The sequence below is a fragment of the Bdellovibrio bacteriovorus HD100 genome (assembly GCF_000196175.1).
Lineage (GTDB): Bacteria > Bdellovibrionota > Bdellovibrionia > Bdellovibrionales > Bdellovibrionaceae > Bdellovibrio > Bdellovibrio bacteriovorus.
Genome location: NC_005363.1, coordinates 1,940,535 through 1,964,569, shown reverse-complemented (window position 1 = coordinate 1,964,569; position 24,035 = coordinate 1,940,535). Strand labels below are relative to the sequence as shown.

Genomic DNA, 24,035 nt, shown 5'->3' with positions numbered 1-24,035 from the left:
CCTGTGCCGTTAAGGGGCCCAGCCCCGCGTCGTCGTGGGCCGGCAACGCCGGCTCCGTCACGAGTGAACGGCTTGTTCAAGGATCGCCGGGATCTGAGTTTTGAACAGGGGACGGGTTTTCATGGCGGACCTTCCGCACGCCGCAAGGGTTATAAACTTGCGCTGTGGTCGTGGCTGGCGTCTTTCATTGATGCTTTGATTCTGATTGCGGTCAGTTGCGTGTTCATGCTGATGTTTTCGATGATCGTGAAAACACCGGTGGGTGCGCTCTTGAATCATTTGTTCCACAGTCAGCATCAGCTGACATTCTTTGCTGAAGTCTTTGTGATGTTTGCCTGGGTGTATATGATCACAGTGCGCAGCCTGATGGGTTCCACTATCGGGGAATGGGCGTGTGATCTGCGATTGGGGCAGCCTCATGAGCGTCTGCAAATCAGTTATATCTTCCGTGTGACTTTGCGCAGTTCCTTGATTTTAATCACCGGAATTGTGACGTTGCCGCTGCTTTCACTGTTGGCCGGAAAAGATCTGGCTGGCGCGCTTTCAGGCTTACGCCTTTTCTCTTTGAAGTAGTCCCAAAACCTCATAGTGATCCGTTTGCGGGAATTGGTCGACGATATAGACCTCTTGCATGCGGTATCCGCATTCCTGCAGGGTCACCAGATCCCGGGCCATGGATTCAGGATAACAGGACATATAAATAAAGAACTCGGGCCGCTGTTCGGGCGCAAGGCTTTTTAGCGGATTCAAAAAGCCCATCAGGCCCGATCTTGGTGGATTCGCCAGCACCCCATCAAACTGAGAAAAATCCTGAGTCAGTTTTTTCTGGAAGTCCCTGCGATAAATAGTCACGCGATCCTTCAGATGGGACATGCTTGCCGGAAGCTCGTTTAAAGAGCGCTCCAGGCCTTGCAGAGACAGTTCGTCGATTTCACACGCCAGAACACTCTCTGCCCCCGCCAAAGCCGGGAAGGTCAGGTTGCCGATGCCAGAGCCGAACTCGATCAGGCGCTGGGCTTTATAGCGTTTCACCCAATCGTAAATCACATCGCAAATGATCTTATTGGCGGTGTGGCTGGGCTGAGTGAAGCTCGCCACCTGACAGTACAGATTTACGGGAATGTCGTTCATCCAGGACTGGAACCACACGTGGTGCTCGGGATCGCGCAGTTTAAATTCATTTCCGGTCCAAACCGGAACTTTACGGCGCTGGCCGATTTCCACAAAAGCCTGCTGTTGCAAAGAACGCAGGATGTTCTGCTCATCCAAAAGGGTTTTGATATCCACATTGGCCAGGTCAATCCACAGTCCACGCTGTCCTTCCGGTCCGACGCGCAGTCGGAACGAGCCACGCTTAAAGGGCCACTGGATTTTTCTAAACTCAGACAGCCATCCTTGCAGTGCCGGACTGAGCTGGGCGCAGACTTCGATATCCAGAATCTCATGACGATCCGTGCGATAAAGCCCCAGGCGGCCGTCTTGCAGGCTGAAATCCAAACGGTCACGCAAATGGGCGGGGCCGGCAGAAAGAACTTTGAGGGGCTTTGGAAATGCGACCTCTGCGGCGGTAAACAGCCCTGAAAGGTCGTTTATTTTGTTCTGAGCCTGATGTCCGTAAGGCACGCCGATATGCTGACATCCGCCACAGTCCGGGGCGTAGGGACAAGGCACGGTGGTCAGTTTGTCAAAGGTTTCGAATTTCTGAAAGTTCGGCATTGAGTGCTTGCCCCGGCAATTTCGCTGTTATAAGAAAAACCTATCTTATCAAAACTAATGGGGGAATGGTGAGAATTTTATTGCTTGCTAGCATGATCATTTTTGCGGGAGTTTCCTCTTTTGCTGCCAATAACAACCCTTGGATGCGCACATGCCGTATCGAGGCGGGGCAGTTCTGGGTTCTAAAAGCCGGCTCTGAGGAATACGCCATGTGTTTCTTTGGTGAATCCGCGCTGGGCGCTGAAGCCCTGTTTTTGTTTAAATCCAAAGCCGGTGTTCCAGAGGCGGTAGTGGCCTATAAAAACCGCAATGCCTCTTCGGCGCGCGGTGGGATCTGCGGATCTTTCGATGCGGAAGTTCTGCAAGGCAAGGATACGGACGGTCAGACATTCAATGTCTGCAAGTTCTCGGATGGTTCTTTGATTGAGGAAACCACGTTGTGGCTGGGCCCTGGTGCCGGGACAACTCAGGGCTTGGACAAAGCTCTTTCAAGCACTTACTAATTTTTCACCGATTCAGACGGGCGCAGGGAATAGATACAAGAACTTGCGTCCTTGATCACACCATCTTCCAGGTGCAGATCCTTCTTTGTAAAACCCAATGTCACATGTGGATAGTACTGTTCAGGATTGAAGTCCTCGGCTTTGCCACCTTTTTGGGTGTAAAGCACATGCACGGCTTTTCTGATCTGGAACAGACGGTCTGATTCCACCACCGCGTAATAGGTCGCATCTTCTTTCACAGCCCCTTTACCCACACACAGCAAGTGATAAGGGCTTTTAGCCATATCCATGCGCTCAGCCAGGGCATTGATCTCTTTCATCGAGATTCTTTTTTTCAGTTTTGTGAATTCGACCGGGGAAATCACCGTGATATGGGCTTCGCCGCGATGTTGAAGTTGGACATTCTGGTTTTTCTCCACCTCATGGCGCATTTTTTCAAAGGCCGCGTAAGGCAGATCCAAAGACAGATAGGACTTTTCTTTGTGTTCAACGGAAGCAATCCCGCGGGTGGCTTTCGGCTTTAGCTCTTCTTCGGAGTAACTAAGACTGGAAAGCTTGTAAGGCGACGAGGTGGCGCAGGCGGTCAGTGAAAGACAGATGAGAGCCAAGTGAAACGTGCGGCGCATGAGTTTCTCTTTTCTTCGCTTGGGTTTGACTTAAGATGGTCCTGCTTTTAGCCTACACAGACTATGAAAAAAGTGAAAGTTCTTCTTACAAGTGCCTGCATTTTCTCGCTAATTTCCGGCCTGGTGGCGTGCCAGATGAAGGACACCAAGTCCGCTGTTTCCAAAACTGAGACTGCCGCCTCAGGGGCCTTTTCCAATGAGCCGCACACCTTGGTGGGGGAAGCCCGTCAGCTGACCTTCACAGGTCCTAAGTCAGGTGAAGGTTATTTCAGTCCGGACGGCAAAAAGATGATTTTTCAAAGTGAGCGTGAGCCCGGCAATCCGTTCTATCAGATGTATATTCTGGATCTGATCACCGGGGACACGACGCGAGTTTCTCCAGGTCACGGTAAAACCACCTGCGGCTGGATTCACCCGTCCATGAAGAAGGTGCTTTACTCTTCCACTCATCTGGATCTGGAGACGAAAAAGAAAACCCAGGAGGAATATGACAACCGCAAAAAAGCGGTTAAAGCCCGCTATTCCTGGAGCTTTGATGACAGCTACGACGTCTTCAGTTCTGATCTGAGCGGAAAAAACATCCAACGCCTGACCCGTGAAAAAGGCTACGATGCCGAGGGGTCTTATTCTCCGGATGGTCAATGGATCGCTTTTGCCTCCAATCGCGCCGGTTACAGCGAAAAACTGGAAGGGGAGGATAAGAAGCTGTTTGAGCAGGATCCTTCCTATATGATGGACATCTACATCATGAAAGCTGACGGCACCCAAGTGAAGCGTCTGACCGATTCCAAGGGTTATGATGGCGGTCCGTTCTTCAGTGCGGATGGCAAGAAAATCACTTGGCGACGCTTCTCCCCGAATGGGTCTACGGCTGAAATTTTCACCATGAACGTGGATGGTTCTGAGCAGAAACAAGTCACGAAGCTGAAGTCCATGTCCTGGGCTCCGTACTTCCATCCATCAGGGGATTACATCATCTTTGGTTCCAGTGTTCTGGGTTATCACAACTTTGAACTTTTCATCGTCGATGCAGAAGGCAAAAAAGCCCCAGTGCGTGTGACGTCGGATGAGGGTTTTGACGGCCTTCCGGTATTCACTCCGGATGGCAACAGTCTGTCCTGGACTCATCGAAATGAAAAGGGTGATTCGCAGATCTTTATCGCGAAGTGGGATGATGCTCAGGCCCGAAAGCTTTTGGGACTGCCAGCTCAGGATCCGGCGGCGGGCTCTTTGAGTCCGGAAGTGAAAGTCGAAGACATCAAGAAATGGGTTTACTATCTGGCCTCCCCGCAGCTTCAGGGGCGTGGCACTGGCACAGGCGAAGAAAAGATTTACACCGAAAAGCTCGCGCAACTCTTGAAGTCCTGGGGTTTGACGGGAGCAGGTCCGAAGGGGTCGTTCTTTGAAACCTTCGAATTCACTTCAGGTGTAGGTCTGGGTGCTGCCAACTCCCTTGAAGTGGTGGGTTCATTTAAAAAGAAATACACCGTTTCCAAAGATTTCGAGCCGGTGTCCTTCTCTAAAACCGGAGACTTCCGCGAAGCCCCGGTGGTGTTTGCAGGTTACGGCATTAAAGCTCCGGCCAGCGACAAAGAGGCTGAATACAACTCTTACAAAGGTCTGGATGTTAAAGGCAAATGGGTGCTGGTGTTGTCGGATCTTCCGGCGAATGTGCCTCCGCAACGTCGTCATTACTTAAATATGTATTCTCGTTTGCAGCACAAAGTGACGGTGGCAAAAAATGAAGGTGCCGTGGGTGTTATTGTGACCAACGGACCTGAAAGCGGTCTGCCGGATAAATTCGGCAAGATCAAATTTGAAGGGTCACTGTCTGAAAGCACTCTGGCCGTTTTGCGTCTGTCGACGCCGGCCGCGCAGGAGATGATTCGTTATGCCGGTCAGGATCTGATTTCTTTGCAGATGAAGCTGGATAAAGGCGAAGCACTTGAAGGTTTTGCGATTCCATCGGCCTATATCAAAGCGCAGGTGGATTTGCAGTTCCAGAAAGCTCAAGGCATCAATGTCGTGGCGAAATTGGCTGTGCCGGGTGCTAAGTCCGCCGTCATGATCGGTGCCCACGGGGATCACTTGGGTCACGGTCAATTCGGCAGCAGTCTGGCTAAAACCGGAGAAGCTGGTAAAGCCCATGTGGGCGCTGATGACAATGCTTCTGGTGTGTCCGGGGTGATGGAGCTTGCGCACTATTATGCAAATCTAAAAGCGTCGAAGCCGGGGCTGCTGCAGAAGAATATCTATTTCGGCATCTGGTCCGGCGAGGAATTGGGAAATCTGGGATCGTCCCATTTCACCAAAAACATGGCGAAACATAATATTACGTCCTATATCAACATGGACATGATCGGCCGATTCAAAGATCGCGTCTTTTTGCAGGGATTAGGGTCCGCGGACAACTGGACTCGTCTGGCGGAAGAAGTGGGCGTGCGCAGTGCGGTTCCAATGATCGTCCAAGAGGACCCGTATTTGCCAACGGATTCTTTGGCGTTCTATCTGGCTGGAGTTCCGACGGCGAACTTCTTTACAGGTTCCCATGCTGAATACCACAGTCCTCGGGATATTCCTGAGTTGGTGAACTATGAAGGTGTTGCCCGCGTATTAAAAGCCGTGGCAAGCCTGACGGACCTTTTGGTTGATACCAAACTGCCAATGGTGAAATACGTGAAAGTGGCCGGCGCTCAGAACCGCATGGAAGGCCGCAGCTTCCGGGTTTATTTGGGCACAGTGCCGGACTATTCCCAGGAAGGTGTTAAAGGGGTGCGAATTTCCGGTGCATCCAAAGACAGTCCTGCTGAGAAAGCGGGATTGAAAGACAAGGATATCATCACCGAGTTTGGCGGAACCAAGATTGAAAACCTGTATGACTATGTCTACACCCTGCAATCTGTGAAACCCAACCAGGAGACAATTATGAAAGTTCTTCGTGATGGCAGGATTCTGGAGCTGAAGATCACTCCGAAGCTGAAAGAATAGAAAATAAAAAAGCCAGTCAGGATCCCCGGACTGGCTTTTTTGTTTTATCAAGAGAGGTATTTTAGAAAGTAAGCGAAGAGCAGCGGTTTTTCAGGAAGCTTTTTAGTCCGTTGTCAGAGAACTTGAAGCGCACATCCCCGTCGGACGTGTATTTAAAGATTTCATAATTCTTCACGCTGCAGGTTTTACCGTTTTTATCGGTGAAAACTGAGCTGTTTCCGGAAACGGCTGTCGGTGCGGAACCCAATTTAAAGCCGGAGTCCAGTTTAAGCCCCTGATATTTATTGATTTCAACGCCACCGCGGTTGTCCGGACGGATTTCTGCGGCTCTTTTGATTTCAGCCCCGGTCATTTCAACCAGTTCGGCGTCTTCATAGTCGAAAGAAGCCTTGTTGCCGTTGACTGTCGTTACAATCAGGCGGCGGGTTTCATCATTCCATTCAAAAGTGGGAACCGGATTGATTCTTGGGAACAGGAAGAATTCGCGAGCTCCCGTGGTCGAGGACTCATCCCCATATCCCAAAGAGTTGAAAATCATCAGTTCACCGTCCGCCGTGAAAAGATAATCACGGTAAAGCAGTCCCTGAGCTTTGCGGTTGTGGACGGAGACATAGCAGTTGTCGCCATCAGAGGAAGAAATCATCTGGACCTGGATGCTGCCACGTCTCTCAACGATATCCTGACAAACTGCCTGGGAGTCGAAAGCCATTGCGGAAGCCGATCCAACGGTGGAAAGAAGAAGAACGTTCAAAAGCAATTTCATGTGCACCTCTTTGTTGTAAGCAGAACCCAGCCAATTCAGGCTGTCAGCTGGGGAGGCAGAGCGGCAAGGAAAATAACAGAATCTGGACTCGATCTGTACTAACCGATTGTGATTTTATAAGGGTCTCTTTGAGGAGCGAGGTTTCCTGCACATGTCCTCTTTTGTGGAAGAATTCAAAAAATATCAAAGACAAGAACGCCTTTTGACCGGAGCCTTGGTGCTGCTTTCGGTGATGGCACCGGTGTCGTTCACCTGGCTGATGGATGAAAAAGTTCATTGGGCGGTTGCGCTGGGTGCGGCATTTGTGTTTGTCTGTGGTGCCATTTTGATCCATGTTCTGCGAGCCCATGTGGCGGGCAAGCTTCTAAGTAAATACGAGAATCTGGATGTGGGATCTGTTCTTGCCAAAAAGATATCTCCTGCTGAGCCTCGCCGTTTTGTGGTAACCAACAGAGGCTTCAATCACTTCTATCTGCGCTGTCTGAACACGGGCGAACAAGTTCTCGTGTCTAAGCACAGAGTTCGCGAAGATTTCGATATTGCAAATTGATTTTTCATAGACCTCAAGCGACCCTTTCCTCTGTGTAGAGGGGGGTCTATGAAGAGTTTGACTCTAGCTTTTCTCCTTCTGTGCGTTTCACTGTGTACTCATGCGTCTGAAGATGTAACCGAGGATTATCTGCTGGCAGAAGCGGATGTTCCGGAAGTTGATTTTCGCCGTGGAAGGTTTTTCTGTGATTCTGAGGAATTGCAGGGCCTTCGGTTTAAGTACTGTTACCGGGATCCAGGCAGCGCGAACAACAGCGATATAGTCTATTTCTTTCATGGACTGAATGGTTCAGAGAAAACCTGGCACCGCCAGTTTTTGGGAACCAGGACCATACAGGACTGGTGGGAGCTTCGCGGATATCGGCCTCGGATCATTTCGGTGTCTTTTGGTCCGCAGTGGCTTTTGGTTAATAACAAACGATTTCCTCTGATTCCTTATTTCACCCGGGTGATTATGCCTTATCTGGAGAAAAAGGTCGGAGGGCTGCAAGGTGGACAGCGCCATGTGATCGGTCAATCCATGGGGGGATTTAATGCCGCAGCGATTTCGCTGAAGAATCCGGGCATGTTTTCGCGGGTGGCCTTATTGTGTCCGGCCATTGCGACCATAGGTCCCTTTGCCAGTGACCGGGAGATTGATGCGTACATCCGGCGCACCGGTGCTTTCCGTTTTTTAGTTGAGAAAATGCTGCGTATTTCTAAATCCGTGTTCGTGGATAAAAAGGACTGGGATAATCATGATCCGCTGAAGCTGATCAAAAAGTACCCCAAGGGCAAAAAGCCAAGGTTCTTTGTTTCCATCGGGCGCAATGATGGTTATGGATTCCAGGAGGGCTCTGCCGCCTTTATCAAAAGGGCTCAGTCGTTTTCCTTCCTGTTTAGCTGGGTGCCAGTCCCGGGACCACATTGCAACTTTAAGCGTATAGGCACAGCCAATTTCATCATGGGGGACTAGGTTCTATGAATGACATCGAAGCCTTTAAGTATGAAGAACGTAAAAGCAAAGGCGCAGATATTGACCAGGAAAAATATCGAGAGGAGATTCGTCAGCTGATTGAGCACATGGTGCGATTGCTGGTGGATCACCCTGACACAGTGACAGTCAGCACCTATGTGGGGCCCAAGACCACGGTGTACCGCGTGAATTGTGCCAAAGAAAATCTGGGGCAAGTGATCGGGACTCAAGGTAAGACCATCATGGGCCTGCGGGCCGTGGTGCATGCGATGACGGCGCGAACTGGCATTCGTTCCATCGTCGAAATTCCGGTTTAAGCAAGAGGTCCTTCCGATTGACCCTCTGGCCGTTCTGGATATTTTTCTTCATGCTCTTCATCTTGGGGTGATGTTCAGCAATTTATTTCTGTGGTGGTTTCGTAAAACTTTGTGGCTGGCGCAAATCACGCTGGCCATGACTCTGATTTCCTGGGTGGGGTTGGGGTATCGCTATGGGTGGGGCTACTGCTTTTTGACGGAATGGCAGTGGCAAATCAAATCAAAACGGGGTGAGCTGTCGCTTCCCGATTCCTATATTCAATACATTCTGCAGAAGCTGGGTTTTTCCTATGCGGATTCCGATGTGAATCGTGTCGTTTTATTTTTGTTTGTTGTTTCAATTTTGGGTTGCCTGTGGCGCACCTGGAGAAAGTTTTCTGCAAAAGCAGGAACTTCTTTTGTCTCAAAATAAGTCCCAAAATAAAGACGATATTTTCATTCAGGCAATGAATCTAAACTCCAGTTGTTGAATCAAATCACATTTTCGCAAAGGCTTTACTTTTGTCTTTAGCCTGAATGGGCGAGAGCCGACTAGTTGTGGGTCCTAACAACCATCATTCAGGAGGAAGAATGAATTATCTACGATTGATACTGGCAGCTGTGTTGTTGAGCGGGCTGGTTGCCTGCGCAGAAAAAGTCGACGAACCCGCAGAGTTGATTGGCAGTCCGCTGCCTGAGGTCGATGTTAAATGCGGCGAAAGCTCTTGCCTTTAGGATGAGGTGTCTATGAGAAAATTAGCTTTTCTAAGTCTGGCAGCATTGTCCTTGCCACTGACTTTGTCGGTCAAATCAGATCTTTCCAACTACTCTGTGGGTGCGCGATTGCGTGCTGCTGAAAGCAGTGCTCTGCAGGTGCAAAAGGCCATGGCAGCAACGGTTCTGGATCCCAGCACGATGAATCTGGGAACTGTCGGTGGTCGTGCTGACTTTATCAGGTTCTTGTATTTTATGGTGGTGGGTCCCACAGCGGATTACTCCATTCCCAATGGCCCTGGTCCTGAAGGGCTTGTTGGGGTGATCAAACAGGTGATGGGTTCACAAGGTATTGGGGGAGCCCTGTATCAGATGGGTTACACGGATTGCGCCTCTATTCCCAGCAGTGGTTCCACCTCGGCAACAGAGGGCGCCGAGACATTCACCATCAGCTTCAGCACTCCTGCCAAGACCATCCCGGCCCACTATGGTTCGCATGGGGGCGGAAGTTATAGTAAATCCGTGAGTATTTCTGTGAACTCTGTTCCGATGCTGAAAACCGAGTTCAATTGTGAAAGCTCAGGCGTCAGTTCCGGTTATGTGCGTTTGACGGCCTCAGAGGATGATGGGGCCCGCGACATGGAGCTGCACTTCCTGCGGGATGTGACCGGGCAAGATGGCTTCCTTGACTTCTATATGAGCTATGCTGGCAGTTCTTACACCGAGAAAGCCGCAGTCCAGTTCAAGACCAACGATGAAACCAACTATGATCTTTTCCTTTTCAGAAATCAGGACAACAGCGCCGGCAACGACGAGGGTTCTGCCTTTGGGTTGCAGGGAAATGCCTCTACAGGCCTGGTCAAGGTTCACTATATCTTCGATCAGGGGGACGCCAACTTGGATAACACCACGGCCATTGCCTCAGGCAGCAGTGAGTGCATCAGTCTTGCCACCAACAACACGAGTGCGGGCTGTGGCAATATCGCAGCACCCAGCAACGTGACACTGGGGACCTCGTTCACCTGGACAATTGACTCTCTGGCGGATCTGACGCTGAATTCCTTCTAGGGGTTGGGCCCAAATTGTCCCGCTGCCTATTTTATGGCAGGTGAGGACTGTCATGGGTGCCGGGAGCGTGGCATGAAGTTGGCAAAGCTTGAGAAGTCTTGAGGTTTGTTGATGAAATTGTCCTGGGTGCTTAAATCGATTTCCCTGCTGCTGAGTGCGGCTCTTGTTATGGGGGTGCCTGCAGCTTTGCAGGCAGCTCCTCGTTGCGGGGATCTTTTTGCCTTCAGTGGCGAATTGGTTTCACAGGGTAAGGTCGATGGAGTTCTGACGGAAACCCTGGAGGGGGCCGGGAATTTCTCCAGCCGCTACAGCATCAATCAGGCCGAGGCTTTGGCAGCGGGCGAGCGGTGGTTGGGAGCCGGTTACCGCCAGATCGGCAAGGACAACAGTGGTGTCTTTGTCAGTGCTGATGGTCGTCGCCGTTTTCGAATCGACAATGGCTCGCTGATCGGCAATCACAGCCCGCATAAACCCCATGTTCATCTGGAACTTGTCCATCCCATCACGGGTGTGGTGATTTCCAATAACCACATCCCCTTGAACAAATAAAACGAAATCCTGTGTTTTTAGCACTTGGAAATTGGCCCCCATCCCCTTTATCCTGAGGTCCATGAGTTCACAGAATGAAATTGAAAGACTGCAACCCGTTCTGGATTTCTGGCCCCTGGGGGGCGTGAGGTCCGTGACGGAGATTTTAAATGGTGCTGTGAACCAGGTCTTCCGCATTGAAGCCAGTCTGGGGAATTTTTATCTGCGTCTTTACAAGACCGAAGATCGTGGACGGGTATTGCGGGAGCACGCATTGATCGAATATGTGGCGGCTCACAATCTGCCAGCTGTGCAAACCCTGCCATCGCGTTTCGGAACTTCATTGATTGAATATCAGGGAAAGTATGGCGCCCTGTATTTTGAAGCTCCGGGGCACCAGGTGAAAAAAACGGATCTGACGGAGGTCCATGCCCGGGCCTCAGGAACCATGTTAGCTCAACTTCATAAGATCTTAAAACCATTGCCAGATGCCGGCTATCGCAAGTACTCCTTGAACTGGGATGCCCGGGAATGGATTGCCCGTTTGGATAAGATTGAAACGGCCCTTTTGCAAAGACCTCATCAGTCCGAGGCGGATCAATGGGTCCTGTACCGGCTTAAAGATCAGCGAGAGTGGATGCGAAATCCTGCGTGTCTGCATTCTTATGTTCCAAAGTATTCAGCTCAAGTTCTGCATGGAGACTATCATCAGGGAAATTTGTTTTTTCAAAAAGAAACTGTCTGTGGCGTGATCGACTGGGACCAAGCGGTGTATATGCCCCGTGGTTTTGAAGTGGCTCGTGTGGCGTCTTACATGTTTGATCTGAAGCGGGATCTGACCATGGCCTTTCTGGAAGCTTATATGGCTTTAAATCCATTGCCTCAGGAAGAACTTGAAGATGGTGCGAAAGCCTGGGGCTGTCATTGTGATCACTATGTCTGGGCTCAGGAAGAAATCTATCTTCATGGCAATGAGCGCGCCCGCGTGTTTATTCCCGACACCCCTTACAAACCCTTCTCTGAAGTCTGGGCACAACTGACAAAGACCCTTTAAAATATTCCGCAAGGTGTATGATGGCTTTATGGAATGCCTGAGGGGGTTGCTTCTTCTTTTGGTGTGTTTCTTGTATTTGAAGGCGCAAGCCCTGCCTTCGGTGAAGGCCCTGTCCTGGGTTTTGCTGGATGCCTCCAGTGGGCAGATTCTGGCAGAACTTAATAAAGATCAAAGACTTCCCCCGGCTTCTTTAACCAAAGTGATGACGGCTTATATGGTCTTTTCCGAGATTCGCGAGGGACGGCTTTCCCGCATGGATCGGGTGAAGGTTTCTGAGCAGGCGATCATTCGACGCCCGGAAGAGTCCAGTATGTATTTGAGGGTCGGGGAGTTCGTGACGGTGGAAGAGCTTCTGCGCGGCCTTATTGTGGCTTCCGCCAACGACGCGGCCCTTGTTCTGGCCGAAGTCGTTTCAGGAAGTCAGAAAGCTTTTACAGAGCAAATGAACAAGACGGCGCAAAAACTGGGGATGACTCAAAGTCTGTTTGCCAACTCTTCAGGGCTGTACACGGAAAAACATTATTCCACCGCGAAAGATCTGGGGTTGTTGGCAGTGCGGATTTCTCAAGAGTTCCCCGAGTACTTTGAATACTCGTCCAGTAAAGAGCTGACCTTTCGCGATTTTCACAAGAAAAACACCAATGACTTGCTGTTTTCGAAACTGCCGGTGGATGGCATGAAGACGGGACATATCAAAGCGGCAGGCTGGTGTGTGATGGTCAGTGCGCGAAAAAACAAACGCCCGGATAAAAAGTCCGAGCGTTATATTGCGGTTGTTTTGGGGGCGCCCAGCAATCAGGATCGCTTCGTCGCGGGCCGGGCCCTGCTGGAGTTCGCCTTCAGTCAGCCCAGCACTTTTAAAGAATCCTTTTAGTAGCCCACACCAAAAGACAGCGTGTGCTGCACATCATTTTTGGACAGGTCGGAATAGTCCCTGAAAACCATCGTGGCGCTGAGATTCACTGAAAATACGCCAAGTTTCAATCCGACCTGGGCGCCGGCATAGGGATTGTATTTCAGGTCTTTTTCCTTTCTTGTTGTCACGCCACTGGACGTGGATTCTTCAAAACCTTTGGTGGCCTGAGCCCCCAGGCGCGCGGAAGAAAAGAAGTACTGATTGAATCTGTAGGTGGAGCGAATTCCCAGTTTGTAGTTTTCATCCTCGTGATAGATCTTTTCCGGGGCGGAAGAAAAGGTTTCTGTGTCAGAAGCTCTGGAGTATTCCGCTTCTCCTGAAAGCAAATCCACGCCTGCAGACAGACGCACCCCGTACATGGCGCGTGTGGCGATATGTGGACTTGGGCTGCTGCGATAGACGGTTTCATACCCATACAAAGGTTCAATGGCATAGCCCGAGCCCTTCACCAGAGTGAACTGACGGGCGGATGCCACAGAGCTTACTGCCAAGGCCAAAAAGGCTGTCAGGATTTGAATTTTCATATAAACCTCCCGCTGAGTCCGGTTGTTTATGATTCATCGGCAATAAACCAACAAAGATGAAGTTTGCTGGACGTTGGACTGTGTCTGTTCCCACTGTGGCTTCGGTATGGGGACACAGGGACGTAAATGTGTCTGTGTCTATCTCGCCGACACTTCGGGGTTGTTTAAATCACTTGGGATGGCGGTTCTGACTTTGCATCTGTTTGATTGCCAACGTCAGGAGTTGTTGTGTTAAAAAAAGAAATCATGCTTTTGGTGGCCGGTCTGCTCAGTGCCGAGGTCTGCGGTGCCCAAGGCTTTCAGGCGCAAAACATTCTTGATCCGAATCAACCGGAAAACATCGCATTTGAACAGCAGCAAAAATACAATGCCTTGTTCGACAGCGATGTTAAAAAATCCCTGGAACGCATCCAGCTTCGCGCACAGATTTCTGTGGATGAGTCGGACTCGGCTCAGGTTCCGGTGGTCATTAAAAAGCAAAAAATCAGTGATCAGACTCTGCAGAGATTAAGTCATCCCAACTATCAGCATCCTTCCCACGCGGCGGTGTTTCTATTGTTCCGCCTGCCCAATCAGTTCAGGACTCAATCCGCCCCTCAGTCTGAAACTTCGGTCACGACCTCGGTCGCCAACACGATGATTCACCCCGCAGCTTTGCAAGGCAAAGACGGTGGGGCCCGCTATCACTATGTGGATCACCTGGGAAAAGCGACAGAGATTTCCCTGACTCAAGGCGATCAGGTGCGGCAGTTGAAACTCAGTCTGCGTTTGTTAAGCATTGCAGGCAGTGCTTCCGGAAATCTGGCTCTGTATCCGGTCTCGGACCGCTTTATCGAAAAAGTCCATTCCTTAAGAAATCTGAATGATCCTTATGCCCGTCACGAAAAAGGACTGGATCGGGTGGTTGTGGACATGCGGGATTCCGGCGGGGAGTCGTTTCAGATGCAAGACGGGGAGACCTATGTCCTTCCCCTGCTGGTGGACTATTCCCACTTTAAGAAGCTGTATGAAAGCGACAAAGAACTGCTGACTTTAAATGCCGGAGTTCAGGGGCAGGTGCCAGTGGCCTCCCAATTTCAGCAGGCCGGCGCTGGCACCTATGCCAACTTGTCTTTCACCCGTGAGGTCGCCCGGCAGTGGCTGATGCATTTCGCCCTCGGGCTGGGGGCGAATGTTCAGAAAAATATCAGCCGCGGATATCAACACTATGATGGAGCTATGGATCTTAGTCTGACTTCGAATGTTTCAATTGGGTTGACCCGTGTGGATTCTGATTTAAAAGGCAAGACTTCCTTACTGGCCTTTGGATCCCAGAACAGCTCTTATCTTGATGAGGCCGACTACACCCAGAACACTCAAGGTCGCTTTGTGGACCGTCAGGCCAGAATGGCCATGTTCCGTCCGGACCGTCGCTTTGGTCTGGCTTTGGTGCGGGAAAACCAGAATATCATCCTGCAAATTCAGGTGGCAGAAGACTACATTGACAGCGCCAACAAAGTGAATGGTTTAAACCATGAAGATTTTCAGGTGGCCATTCGAGTTTCGCGAAAGATCTAAGATCCCTTGTTGCCAGACAAATTGTAATGTTTAAAAGCTGATTATTTCTTCAATGTCCGGGCCTTCAGAGAGATAATGGAATTCTGGAGGTCTTGCTTGAAGACCCTTTTGTTCGTTGCAATTTTACTTGTGTCATCCTGGGGTTGGGCACTTCCCCTGCTGCGGGTGGCTTTTTCTCTCGACAAACCTCCTTATGTCATTCATGAAACATCCAGTGGTCTGGAAGTGGAACTTTTGCGCCAGGTGTTTCTGGATATGGGCTATGAGATGATCCCGGTGTTTCAGCCTCCGGCACGTTCGGTGCGCAGTCTGGAGTTGGGACGTGTTGCGGCCATGGCGACCATCACCAATATGCCTAAATTCCATTTGTCGGATTCCTATATCACATTTCAGAATTTCGCCTGGACCCTGAAGTCGAAATCCTTTCGGTTGAATGCATTAAGTGATCTGGGCAAAAGAAGTGTCATTGCTTTTCAAAATGCCCGTTATTTTCTGGGCCCGGAGTTTAGCGCGGCCATCAGTAAAAGCTCAGACTATCAGGAGTATGCCGAGCAAAGAAGGCAGATAAAGATGCTCATGATGGACCGGGTGGATGTAATCATCTGTGAAGAGCGCACCTTCCGCATGAACCAGGAAATTCTTCGAAAAGCCTCCAACCAACCTTTGCCAGAAGTTGAAAAACACGCCTTGTTTGAAAAATCCCAGTATTCAGTGGCCTTTCGGGATAAAAAAATGAGGGATCTGTTTAATAAATCCCTGAAAAGAATCCGTGAAAACGGAGACCTCAAATTTGTTTTCAATCGATACGCAGATTGATCTGGATCCCTTTTAAACGAGTAGCCTGATAACTCGGAGTGATTTAAGATCAATGTATGAAATACGATTTGTTTCTTTTTGATTTGGACGACACCTTGCTGGACTTTAAAGCGTCTGAAAAACTGTCCTTTGTTTCGGCGATGAATTCTGTCGGGCTGACAACAGATCTGGACAACCTTTTTCGCACCTATCAAATTGAAAATGCCGCTTTATGGAAGCAATTTGAACAGGGAAAAACCACCAAGGATCTTTTAAAGGTCGAACGCTTCCGCAAGCTGTTTGATATCCACGCCATTGAAATCGATCCTGTATTGACCGCGAACAGATATCTGGATGCGTTGCCGGAAGCTGTTGTGCTGATCGATCACGCCGTGGAACTGTGTGATTTTTTAAGTGGCAAAGGAGAACTTGGAATTATCACCAATGGGATTCAAACCACCCAGGTTCAGCGCCTCAGTCGCTCCAAACTGGCTCCGTTTATCAGCTTTATGGCTGTATCTGAAGAGGCTGGCTATGCCAAGCCCGATGTCCGATTCTTTGAATACACCGTCAAGCAGGCCCGCAAGTTTGATAAAAAATCGACCTTGATGGTTGGAGACAAGCTGGAAACGGACATCCTGGGAGCACATCATTTCGGTATTGATTCCTGCTGGTTTAATCCAGCAAAGACCAAAATTGAACCTCATGAAGTCGCTCCACAATTGGAGATCACTCATCTTTCAGAACTAAGAAAGTTGCTGGGTCCAGGTTCAACTGGGCAGGGACGTGGGAGTTAGAGTGAAATTCAAATGGAAAATCGCCTTGTGGATCGTGATTGTGGCCGGCCTGTTGTTGGGTCTGCGCTATTGCTACTATGGATCCCTGCTTGGAACCTGTGTTTATACTGAAGAAATTCAAGCGGTCCCGGCCCAATTTTCCAGTGCAAAAGTCCGTTTGATTCGTCCGGCAGCTGTTTTGCGCGGGATCGACAAAGAATATCAGTGCCTGGCTGAAATGGGTGCGATCACCAACAAGATTGTTGAAGCAAAACACGCTAGCCATTACCGGTATCAGATTGAAAACCTGCAAACCGAGACCGTGGATGCGGGTTCAAATCTGGATTTTGAAATCGTAAAAATGATCGCCGTAACAAAACATGGAATTAAAACCCTGGATTCAGGCTCTGGTCCCATTGAGCATTTAATCCTGAAAGACCAGCACGGGAATTTATATGAAGTCGCCACAGTCAGTCTGGGGTTGAATGCCGGCGATGAATACTTAAAAGCGATCACATCAGATGGACAGGAAATCTTCCTGAATCCCGAAGCTTTTTAAGAATAAAATCAGCAGGGGAAGACGGGGAGAGATGTTGCTCACTATCCCCGTTTGATACAAAACTATTTTTTGCGGCTGATGAACTCTTCCATGAAAGCTTCGAAGTCCTCATAGAGGTCTTTTTCGATTCCAGCATGCATAATGGTCAGTTCTTGTTCTTGTTCCAGTTGCAGAATCAAAGACTTTGCAGGCAATGGACGCTGATCTGTGATCAGGAAGAAATGATATCCCAAAATGCAGGATTCCGTGGCGTTTAAACCTTCAATACGGGTGCGCACCGGAGCTGAAAGTGTCTCAACATGTTCTGGATTGAATGCGGCCCAAAGGTGATAGTCGTTTTCTTCGATAAAACGGCCATTAAAATCATGGGATAAACGTTCAAAGCTGCCACCTAAAAGGTCTTCGCCCTGAGCTGCCAGAATCAAATGTTGTTTCAAATTCAATCCCACCAGGAAATACAACAAAGCGATACGGGATCTTTTAAGATGAAGTTCTGAACCATAGAAAGTGTCGTAATAATCAGGCTCATTGGTTTTCTTCAAGAATGCGCGCTCTTTGAAAATCTCCAGCGTGAAGATGGCATTTCGTTCAAAGCGTGTTTGGCAGGTCCCACAGATATTCAAAGTCGGGTTTTCAGAAGCATTCATCCAAGCCGGAAACAACGGTTCGGAATGAAGTTGAGATTGATTTGAACAAAGTGGACAAGATTCCATATTAATTAAGCCTTTAAAGAGATGCTTTTGAATGTAATTCCAGAACTGGTTATGGGTCAATTCGATGGGAATACCCACGGTTGAAGTGGGATATATAATCTTCTGATAAGTTATATTATGTAACGGTAAGTAGAGGGGTCTTTTTGGGCTAAAACCCCTAAGTGCTTATAATCTGACCCATTCTAGGCACTGTAACGTACCATTTTAATTCTTTATCGATGCGTTTTCGAAGCTCATCGGCCGCCACCGGTTCCCCATGCACTAAAAACATCCTTTTGGGGATCTCTGGAGCCTGTTTTAACCAGGTCATCAAATCACTTCTGTCTGCATGAGCTGAAAATGAATCAGATGGAATCACTTTGCAGTTTATCTCCACATATAGACCATGGATTTTGATTTCTCTGGCGCCATTCAACAAGCTGAATCCACGGGTTCCGGGGCTTTGGAATCCTGCCAGTAAAACAATGTTCCTGGAATCAGGTCCAAAAGCTTTTAAATGATGCAAAACCCGGCCGCCAGTCAACATACCGCTGGCTGCGATGATGATCTTGGGCCCGGATTTATCATCATTCAGGGCCCTGGATTCTTCAGCGGTTTTAATCGTATGAACTTCTGACATAACCTCAGCGAACTGACCGGAACCCAGACGATGGAATGGGTGGTATTTTTCGTAAAGGAGGGCGACTTCATGGCCCATAGGAGAATTAAAATAAACGGGGATTTGGGCGGGGACCTCCCCGTCTCTTTTTAGCTCCGTTATTTCAAACAGCAGATTCTGTGCACGACCCACAGCAAAACTTGGAATCAGCAGGACTCCCCGTGATTTCACGATTTCCAAGATGCATTCTTTAAGAACTTCTTTGGAGGTTTTCGGAGAATGATCGCGGTCACCATAGGTTGATTCCATCACGAGATAATCAGCTTTGGCCGGTGGTTCAGGAGCTGGCATCAAAGGATCATTATATCGGCCTAAATCACCGGAAAAGTGGATGCTTTTTTCGCCGTTTGAAATCGTTGCTGAAGCCGCCCCCAGGATATGGCCGCTGCTGTAAAAACAAACCTTCAGGGAGCCGATTTCAAATTGAGTATGCAGATTCACGGGCCGCAGCAGCGGCAAAGTTCTTTCGACATCTTCCGTTGTATACAACGCCAGAGCCGGACTGTGTTTTGAGAAGCCTTTTTTGTTGGCGTAGTCCGCATCTTCTTCCTGGATCTTGGCTGAATCCAGCAGAATGATTTTCGTCAGCTCCAGTGTCGGTTCAGTACAATAAATCGGACCTTTAAAACCTTTTTTAACCAACAAAGGCAAAGCTCCGCAGTGATCCAGATGGGCGTGAGTCAGCACGACAGCCTGAATATCGCGTGGATCAAATGGGAAATCCTCCCAATTGAGTTCTCGAAGTTCCTTAAAGCCCTGGAACATGCCACAGTCGACCAAAATTCGGGTGTCGTTATTATGTACCAGAAACTTGGACCCTGTCACAGTGCCGGCAGCTCCTAAAAATCCGATCTCCATAGACTCCCCTTTGTTGCTTTTCTTTAGAATAGCCCTAAATCTGACCGTATTTTGACCTTTTATGCGCGCGGTCAGAATTGTATTCACGCGGAAGGTCCGCTAGTCTTTGCGGGCGTTTTTGCGTAAGGGGGATTTATGGCTAAAACGACATTTGTTTCTTTGTTTGTGCTTCTGACAGCATTTCTGGTTTCTTGTTCTGATTCCAGCAATAAAAAGCCCACCCAAGGTGTAAAACCTGCCGCAAAATCAGACGACTCCTGGAAAGCTCCGTATCCTGCACACTGGTGGAAAGAAGTTCCGCGTGAAGAAGCCAAATCCTGGGAAATCCTTCCGCAAGATGCCGGCCGCATGGAAGTTGTTTTAAGCAAAAGAAACGAGCTGGGCCTGCTTTCAAACTTTGCCGAAGCTTCTTTTGTATTCCATGGTGTTTGTTATCCAACGGTTGAAGCCTTCTGGCAGATGATGAAATATCCAGAGACTGAAAATGATCCGCGCTGGGCGTGGGCCAAGAACTGGAAATACACGCGCGAACAAGTTTCCCAGATGAATGGCTATGCCGCGAAAAGTGCCGGTGGTTATGCCAACTTCCTGATGGAAAAAAACGATGCCAACTGGGTGACCTTTGAAGGCAAGGTGTTTCCATTTGCGACCAAAGAACCAGCCGAACATTACAATCTGATCTTCGAAGCTCTGATCGAAAAACTGCGCCAGAATCCTGAAGTTTTGGATGTTCTGGTGAAGACAAATGATCTGAAACTTCTCCCCGACCATGGAGTTTCGGAAAAATCCCCCCGCGAATGGCATTACTATCTGCTGTGGATGGATATCCGCGAACAGCTGAAAAACAATCAGTTGTCTTTGGTGACCGGCGAAGATCTGTCTTTGAAAACCTGCAAAGGTCGTAATAAGTAATTATGTTTCAGGATTTTTCCGCCGCTTTTGAGAAGTACAAAGACACGTTTTTCGTGAATCTCAACAACGGCACTTTGGGGCTGTGTCCTTCGGTTGTTATTGATCAGCAAAAGGCCGAGCTGGGCACTTTTGAACACAACACATCTACTGGGTATGGTGCAGCCTGGGCTCGTCTGTGGGCCCTGCAAGAGCGTCTGGGGCGTTTCATCAAAGCCCGACCTCAGGATCTGTTTCTTCGCCCCAATGTCACTTTGGCATTAAATGAAATTATCATGGGTTTGCAACTGCCTGCAGACTCCGAAATTCTTTCCACCAGCTTTGAATACGGTGCGGTTGTTAACATTCTGCATTTCAAGGCCCGCAAAGACCGTCTTTCTGTGCGCTTTATCAACGCGGATTTTATGTATGATGAAATCTCGGCGGATGAAGCGGTTTCAAAGATCGTTTCGCAAATCTCGGACAAAACCCGCGTCTTCGTTGTCAGCCATGTCTTTACTGGCAACGGTCTGACCATGCCTTTGGAAAAACTGGCGACAGCTTTAAGAGCCAGAGACGTTTTATTGGTGGTTGATGGGGCTCATGCGCCAGGTTTATTGGATTTAAACTTCACAAACGAGCTTAAAAACGTCGATTATTATGCCGGGAATCTGCACAAATGGTTTATGGGTCCCAAAGGCACCGCATTTGGCTGGGTGAATCCTTTGTTTCAGGATCAGATGCAGCCGGCTTATGGATCTTGGACCACCGAAGAAAAGATTCTGCCTGGTATGGGTGCTTATTGTGATCATCCGTTTGCAGCACGCATGCTGTGGTCGCATTCAATGAGTTATGCAAGCCTGTATGGTTTGGAATCGTGCTTTGATTTCTGGGATCAGGCTGGATCTGAATTCATCAGAACTGAAATTCAAAAACGTATGAACTATCTTGAAGACGGCTTAAATCAATTCAAGATCAAATCACTTAAAGGCCGGCATTCAGATATTGCTTCAAGTCTATTATGTTACAAGGTCGGAAGTTTCCCCGGGATCGAGTTTGACGGCCTGTTTGTCCGTCATTCGAAACCACAGCTGCAGGTCGGCCTGCCAAGGGTTCCCGGGTGGCCTGTTTTAAGACTGACCCCGCATATTCATAACACCAGGGAAGAACTTGATTCCGCTATTTCAACGCTTTCCAAGTTCGTCTAATCCATCGACGGCTGTCGACGCAAATTGCTTCTTTCTCAGAATGAGACGGGGAGTCCTTTCCCCCTCCCCGTTCAAGTCCATTGTAGTGCTTATGACCTAGCACGGGCATTGCTTTAGTAATCTTCTGAATAAGAGGAGTTATTATGCCTGTGCATAACATGTTTAAGTTCATCCTGTCCCTGTTGCTGACAATCAGCTTCATGAGCCCGGCGCAAGCCGCTCAGATGTGTGAATATGTCTTTACAGATCCTCAGGTTAAAGCCCGCGGTGTGGACTTCGGCCTGCGTTCTGAAGCGAAACAGCCGGAAACACCACGCGAACTCCTGCAATTCAAATCAATTAAGTCTGAACTCTGGGCCACTCTGGAAAAGATTCCATCCCAGCGCAAAGCCCAGATCGAACATCTGCTGGCTTCCGTTGAGTTCTTCGATTACACGCACACCGCTGACAAGCTTTTGCCGAACTTCCTTGAAGGCAAACGCGAAGCGATGGACTTCTCCAAGATTTATGATCGCTGGAACGAAGGCGAAGCGGCTCCTTTTAAAGGTTTCCTGAGTGCTCGCGACAACTTCCTAAGAAAAGAACAACCTCCAATCACAGCAGAACTTCTGCCAGAGATCCATAGACGCATTATGGAAAACGGCGTTGAAGGCATCCGTCCAGATCAACTGGGTGTATGGCGCAATGGCCACTGGATGGGCAACGTTGCTGGCGCATTCAAAATGACACCGAATGAAGCCAAGATCGTGAAAGAAAATCCATATCTGGACTTTGTCGAAAGCGCTCGCGAAGGCAGCACTTTGAACGAAGGCGTATGGAAGAAAGTGAAGATCTGGGGTTCCAAACGTGACATGGTTGTGGAAAATGGCGACACGACTTTGGTAAGCGGTCGCATTCACTATCCGTTTGTTACAACTCCAAAGCAGGAGACTGTTGATCTGATCAAAACTTCCCACCCGGAAGTCTACAAGCAGGTCATGGAATACCGCCAGCAGCACGGCACCTCCTATGAAGGTCAAGGTCCTGCAGCCCTGGAGCAAGCCTTCACAAAAGCTCTGGTCGAACAGCGTTTCGAAAGATTCAATGCTGAGCGCGCCGCTTTGGGCGAAGTTAAAATCGGTATTAATGAACACAGATATATCGACATCGTAGCGGACCTTCAGCGTGACCTGGTGGCAATCCACCCGGTTCTGAATGGCAACGGCCGTACGACTCGTTTGTTGATGAACTATCTTCTGACAAAAGAAGGCCTGCCTCCAGTTCGCCTGGTGGATCCTTTCCTGGATGTTCAGGTTTCCCAGAAAGAATGGCGCGAATACGTTCACAAAGGTGTTGTTAACAACGCCCAGTTGCAAGCCGATGTTCTGTTCCGTGTGAAAAATGGTCTGACTGTAGAGCACTCTCCAGAGTTGCTGTATCCAGGCCTGCCAGAAATGGTGAACATCTCCCTGAAACAACAGGGCAAAACCAAAGTCGTTGAAAACTACGCTCAAGCAAAAGTTGACAGTGAGCAGTTCAACGCCTTCATCAAAACCCTGGTTCAGGCCCACCCTGAACTGAAAGTTGAGATCCAGAACAACCGTCTGCGTGCCATGTCCCGTATTGCAGACCTGTTCGTTGAATACTACAGATCAAAAACAGTGCGCTACATCCACGATAAAGATGGCGAACGCCAGATCGGCCTGCGCCTGGTGGATCCTGACTTTATTGATCTGTTCGGTGTAAATCGTTCCGGTTCCAAAGCCCTTTGGGATGCAAAAATGAACCGTTGGTATGACAAAGAGCTGCTGGTATGGCGCGGTCTTTCCAACAGAACCAAAGAGCCGACTCGTCAAGAGCTGTTGGATTACTTCAAAAAACCAACATCTCACCTGGTGTCCAACAGTGTATTAAGAGCACTTCGTTCCGGCACTCCGCTGGTCGAGGCGATCAAGAATGACTTTGCTCTGTATAACAAAGAGTCTCTGAATGGTGACATGGTTGAAATGGCCATTGACCACCATAGAAGCGGTCCGAAGTACGGTGTGTCCTATGGTTACTCCACTTCCAAACGTGAAGTGGTCGGTAAAGCCTTCGCAATGGGTGCGATGGTTGTTGGTGAATACGGCAAGCACATGGATCCAGCTCTTCAGTCCCAGTTGAAGTCCCGTATCAACGTGGCTTCTTACAGAGCGATGAAAGACGTGGATCTGGGCCGTCTGAAAGCATTCGACCCTGAATTCGCCTACACGTACGGCCGTCAGGCAGAAGTTATGGGTATCGGTGGTACAGATCCAGATGCGGTGATGCTGATCCAAAGACTGGATGCCGCTGGTAAAGTAATGGAAACGCTTCTAAGAAACGTTGAGAAACCAAATGAAGTGATGGTGATCGATGGTCGCTACGTGCCGGGAGAAGGTCCTCTCCCGACAGAAAGAATCAAAGAGCGTTTGCTTATTCAGCCAACCACTCTTTAAAGCCCAGCTTCAGGGCAGCGTCCAGGTCCTTACGATCGATCTCGTAGACATTGGCGTTGCCTGTCGGGCTTCCGCAAAGTTGAATACGCATCATCCCGTCATTCTGATTGGATGAAGAAAAGACCTCAATACCCTTGAGGTCTTTTTGCATTTCAGCCGGGGCGATTTTTTTACCCTGACCGCACTGCAAAGATCCGTCGTACTTAAACACCTTCACACGATCCGTGGCTTTGGATTTTTCCACAACAACCTCGCTTTTAGGGGCGTTTTTCTGAGCTTCCTTCTGGGCGCGGCAGTTCCCGTGACTGCACGCTGCCAAAGATCCCATAACTGACAAAACCAACAAAAGCTTTTTCATGACTTACTC

26 protein-coding genes are annotated in these 24,035 nt (G+C 49.1%); 19 read left to right on the top strand and 7 right to left on the bottom strand.

The features are described 5' to 3' along the window. Positions 1 to 3 precede the first annotated feature (3 nt). The gene (locus tag BD_RS09385; protein ID WP_231839117.1) at positions 4 to 573 is read left to right on the top strand and encodes an RDD family protein; all 570 of its coding nucleotides are present in this window, start codon (positions 4 to 6) and stop codon (positions 571 to 573) included. On the opposite strand, the gene BD_RS09380 is transcribed toward BD_RS09385, so the two are convergent. Further along, a complete protein-coding gene (locus BD_RS09380) occupies positions 550 to 1,716 on the bottom strand; it encodes a class I SAM-dependent RNA methyltransferase (protein ID WP_011164504.1) in 1,167 nt (388 codons plus the stop codon). The two genes, BD_RS09385 and BD_RS09380, sit on opposite strands and share 24 nt — an antisense overlap. 92 nt (positions 1,717 to 1,808) lie before the next feature. Between BD_RS09380 and BD_RS09375 the strand changes: the two genes are divergently transcribed. After that, a complete protein-coding gene (locus tag BD_RS09375; RefSeq protein WP_231839116.1) occupies positions 1,809 to 2,219 on the top strand; it encodes a hypothetical protein in 411 nt (136 codons plus the stop codon). Here BD_RS09375 and BD_RS09370 read toward each other — a convergent pair. Continuing rightward, positions 2,216 to 2,845 (bottom strand): hypothetical protein, encoded by a 630-nt coding sequence (locus BD_RS09370; protein WP_011164502.1) that lies wholly within the window; start codon positions 2,843 to 2,845, stop codon positions 2,216 to 2,218. The two genes, BD_RS09375 and BD_RS09370, sit on opposite strands and share 4 nt — an antisense overlap. Positions 2,846 to 2,908: 63 nt before the next feature. On the opposite strand from BD_RS09370, the gene BD_RS09365 reads away from it, so the two are divergent. After that, positions 2,909 to 5,833 carry a M28 family peptidase gene (locus BD_RS09365; RefSeq protein WP_011164501.1) on the top strand — a complete coding sequence of 975 codons (2,925 nt, stop codon included), beginning with the start codon at positions 2,909 to 2,911 and terminating at the stop codon, positions 5,831 to 5,833. 61 nt (positions 5,834 to 5,894) lie between these two features. Here BD_RS09365 and BD_RS09360 read toward each other — a convergent pair whose 3' ends face one another. Further along, positions 5,895 to 6,596 carry a hypothetical protein gene (locus tag BD_RS09360; RefSeq protein ID WP_011164500.1) on the bottom strand — a complete coding sequence of 234 codons (702 nt, stop codon included), beginning with the start codon at positions 6,594 to 6,596 and terminating at the stop codon, positions 5,895 to 5,897. Between the two features lie 151 nt (positions 6,597 to 6,747). On the opposite strand from BD_RS09360, the gene BD_RS09355 reads away from it, so the two are divergent. The 9 genes from BD_RS09355 (at position 6,748) to BD_RS09320 (ending at position 12,634) form a co-directional block, all read left to right on the top strand. Continuing rightward, positions 6,748 to 7,146, top strand: a complete 399-nt coding sequence (locus BD_RS09355; RefSeq protein ID WP_011164499.1) for a hypothetical protein — start codon at positions 6,748 to 6,750, stop codon at positions 7,144 to 7,146. Positions 7,147 to 7,194: 48 nt separating this feature from the next. Continuing rightward, positions 7,195 to 8,100 carry an alpha/beta fold hydrolase gene (locus BD_RS09350; RefSeq protein ID WP_011164498.1) on the top strand — a complete coding sequence of 302 codons (906 nt, stop codon included), beginning with the start codon at positions 7,195 to 7,197 and terminating at the stop codon, positions 8,098 to 8,100. Positions 8,101 to 8,105: 5 nt separating this feature from the next. Next, positions 8,106 to 8,417 (top strand): KH domain-containing protein, encoded by a 312-nt coding sequence (locus BD_RS09345; protein ID WP_011164497.1) that lies wholly within the window; start codon positions 8,106 to 8,108, stop codon positions 8,415 to 8,417. After that, positions 8,383 to 8,829: a DUF2784 family protein gene (locus BD_RS09340; protein ID WP_330935309.1), complete on the top strand. Its 447-nt coding sequence runs from the start codon at positions 8,383 to 8,385 to the stop codon at positions 8,827 to 8,829. The genes BD_RS09345 and BD_RS09340 overlap by 35 nt, the downstream gene beginning before the upstream one ends. A gap of 158 nt (positions 8,830 to 8,987) precedes the next feature. Then, on the top strand, positions 8,988 to 9,131 hold the full coding sequence (locus tag BD_RS18175; RefSeq protein WP_157865687.1) for a hypothetical protein: 144 nt from the start codon (positions 8,988 to 8,990) through the stop codon (positions 9,129 to 9,131). Positions 9,132 to 9,143: 12 nt separating this feature from the next. Further along, positions 9,144 to 10,178 (top strand): hypothetical protein, encoded by a 1,035-nt coding sequence (locus BD_RS09335; RefSeq protein ID WP_041583540.1) that lies wholly within the window; start codon positions 9,144 to 9,146, stop codon positions 10,176 to 10,178. A 111-nt stretch (positions 10,179 to 10,289) separates the two neighbouring features. Beyond that, on the top strand, positions 10,290 to 10,727 hold the full coding sequence (locus tag BD_RS09330; protein ID WP_050792913.1) for a hypothetical protein: 438 nt from the start codon (positions 10,290 to 10,292) through the stop codon (positions 10,725 to 10,727). A 61-nt stretch (positions 10,728 to 10,788) separates the two neighbouring features. After that, complete coding sequence (locus BD_RS09325) at positions 10,789 to 11,760, top strand: phosphotransferase enzyme family protein (RefSeq protein WP_157865686.1); 972 nt, start codon at positions 10,789 to 10,791, stop codon at positions 11,758 to 11,760. A 28-nt stretch (positions 11,761 to 11,788) separates the two neighbouring features. Beyond that, entirely contained in the window at positions 11,789 to 12,634 is an 846-nt protein-coding gene (locus BD_RS09320; RefSeq protein WP_231839115.1) for a D-alanyl-D-alanine carboxypeptidase family protein, read from the top strand. On the opposite strand, the gene BD_RS09315 is transcribed toward BD_RS09320, so the two are convergent. Further along, positions 12,631 to 13,200, bottom strand: a complete 570-nt coding sequence (locus BD_RS09315; RefSeq protein WP_011164491.1) for a hypothetical protein — start codon at positions 13,198 to 13,200, stop codon at positions 12,631 to 12,633. The genes BD_RS09320 and BD_RS09315 overlap by 4 nt on opposite strands. A 228-nt stretch (positions 13,201 to 13,428) precedes the next feature. Here BD_RS09315 and BD_RS09310 point away from each other — a divergent pair, with 228 nt between their 5' ends. The 4 genes from BD_RS09310 (at position 13,429) to BD_RS09295 (ending at position 16,887) form a co-directional block, all read left to right on the top strand. Then, a complete protein-coding gene (locus BD_RS09310; protein WP_041583539.1) occupies positions 13,429 to 14,757 on the top strand; it encodes a hypothetical protein in 1,329 nt (442 codons plus the stop codon). Between the two features lie 96 nt (positions 14,758 to 14,853). Then, positions 14,854 to 15,573 (top strand): substrate-binding periplasmic protein, encoded by a 720-nt coding sequence (locus BD_RS09305; RefSeq protein ID WP_041583538.1) that lies wholly within the window; start codon positions 14,854 to 14,856, stop codon positions 15,571 to 15,573. 56 nt (positions 15,574 to 15,629) lie between these two features. After that, complete coding sequence (locus tag BD_RS09300; RefSeq protein ID WP_011164488.1) at positions 15,630 to 16,349, top strand: YjjG family noncanonical pyrimidine nucleotidase; 720 nt, start codon at positions 15,630 to 15,632, stop codon at positions 16,347 to 16,349. A gap of 1 nt (position 16,350) precedes the next feature. Further along, the gene (locus BD_RS09295; protein WP_011164487.1) at positions 16,351 to 16,887 is read left to right on the top strand and encodes a hypothetical protein; all 537 of its coding nucleotides are present in this window, start codon (positions 16,351 to 16,353) and stop codon (positions 16,885 to 16,887) included. Between the two features lie 62 nt (positions 16,888 to 16,949). Here BD_RS09295 and BD_RS09290 read toward each other — a convergent pair whose 3' ends face one another. Beyond that, a complete protein-coding gene (locus tag BD_RS09290) occupies positions 16,950 to 17,534 on the bottom strand; it encodes a hypothetical protein (RefSeq protein WP_041583734.1) in 585 nt (194 codons plus the stop codon). A gap of 223 nt (positions 17,535 to 17,757) precedes the next feature. Further along, positions 17,758 to 19,116 carry an MBL fold metallo-hydrolase RNA specificity domain-containing protein gene (locus BD_RS09285; protein WP_011164485.1) on the bottom strand — a complete coding sequence of 453 codons (1,359 nt, stop codon included), beginning with the start codon at positions 19,114 to 19,116 and terminating at the stop codon, positions 17,758 to 17,760. Between the two features lie 135 nt (positions 19,117 to 19,251). Between BD_RS09285 and BD_RS09280 the strand changes: the two genes are divergently transcribed. The 3 genes from BD_RS09280 (at position 19,252) to BD_RS09270 (ending at position 23,668) form a co-directional block, all read left to right on the top strand. Continuing rightward, entirely contained in the window at positions 19,252 to 20,028 is a 777-nt protein-coding gene (locus tag BD_RS09280) for an NADAR family protein (RefSeq protein WP_011164484.1), read from the top strand. Between the two features lie 2 nt (positions 20,029 to 20,030). Beyond that, positions 20,031 to 21,212, top strand: coding sequence for an aminotransferase class V-fold PLP-dependent enzyme (locus BD_RS09275; protein WP_011164483.1), 1,182 nt, complete (start codon positions 20,031 to 20,033; stop codon positions 21,210 to 21,212). 143 nt (positions 21,213 to 21,355) lie between these two features. Beyond that, a complete protein-coding gene (locus BD_RS09270; protein ID WP_011164482.1) occupies positions 21,356 to 23,668 on the top strand; it encodes a Fic family protein in 2,313 nt (770 codons plus the stop codon). Here the strand turns inward: BD_RS09270 and BD_RS09265 are convergent. Next, positions 23,646 to 24,026 (bottom strand): hypothetical protein, encoded by a 381-nt coding sequence (locus BD_RS09265; RefSeq protein ID WP_011164481.1) that lies wholly within the window; start codon positions 24,024 to 24,026, stop codon positions 23,646 to 23,648. The genes BD_RS09270 and BD_RS09265 overlap by 23 nt on opposite strands. Positions 24,027 to 24,035: the final 9 nt, after the last annotated feature.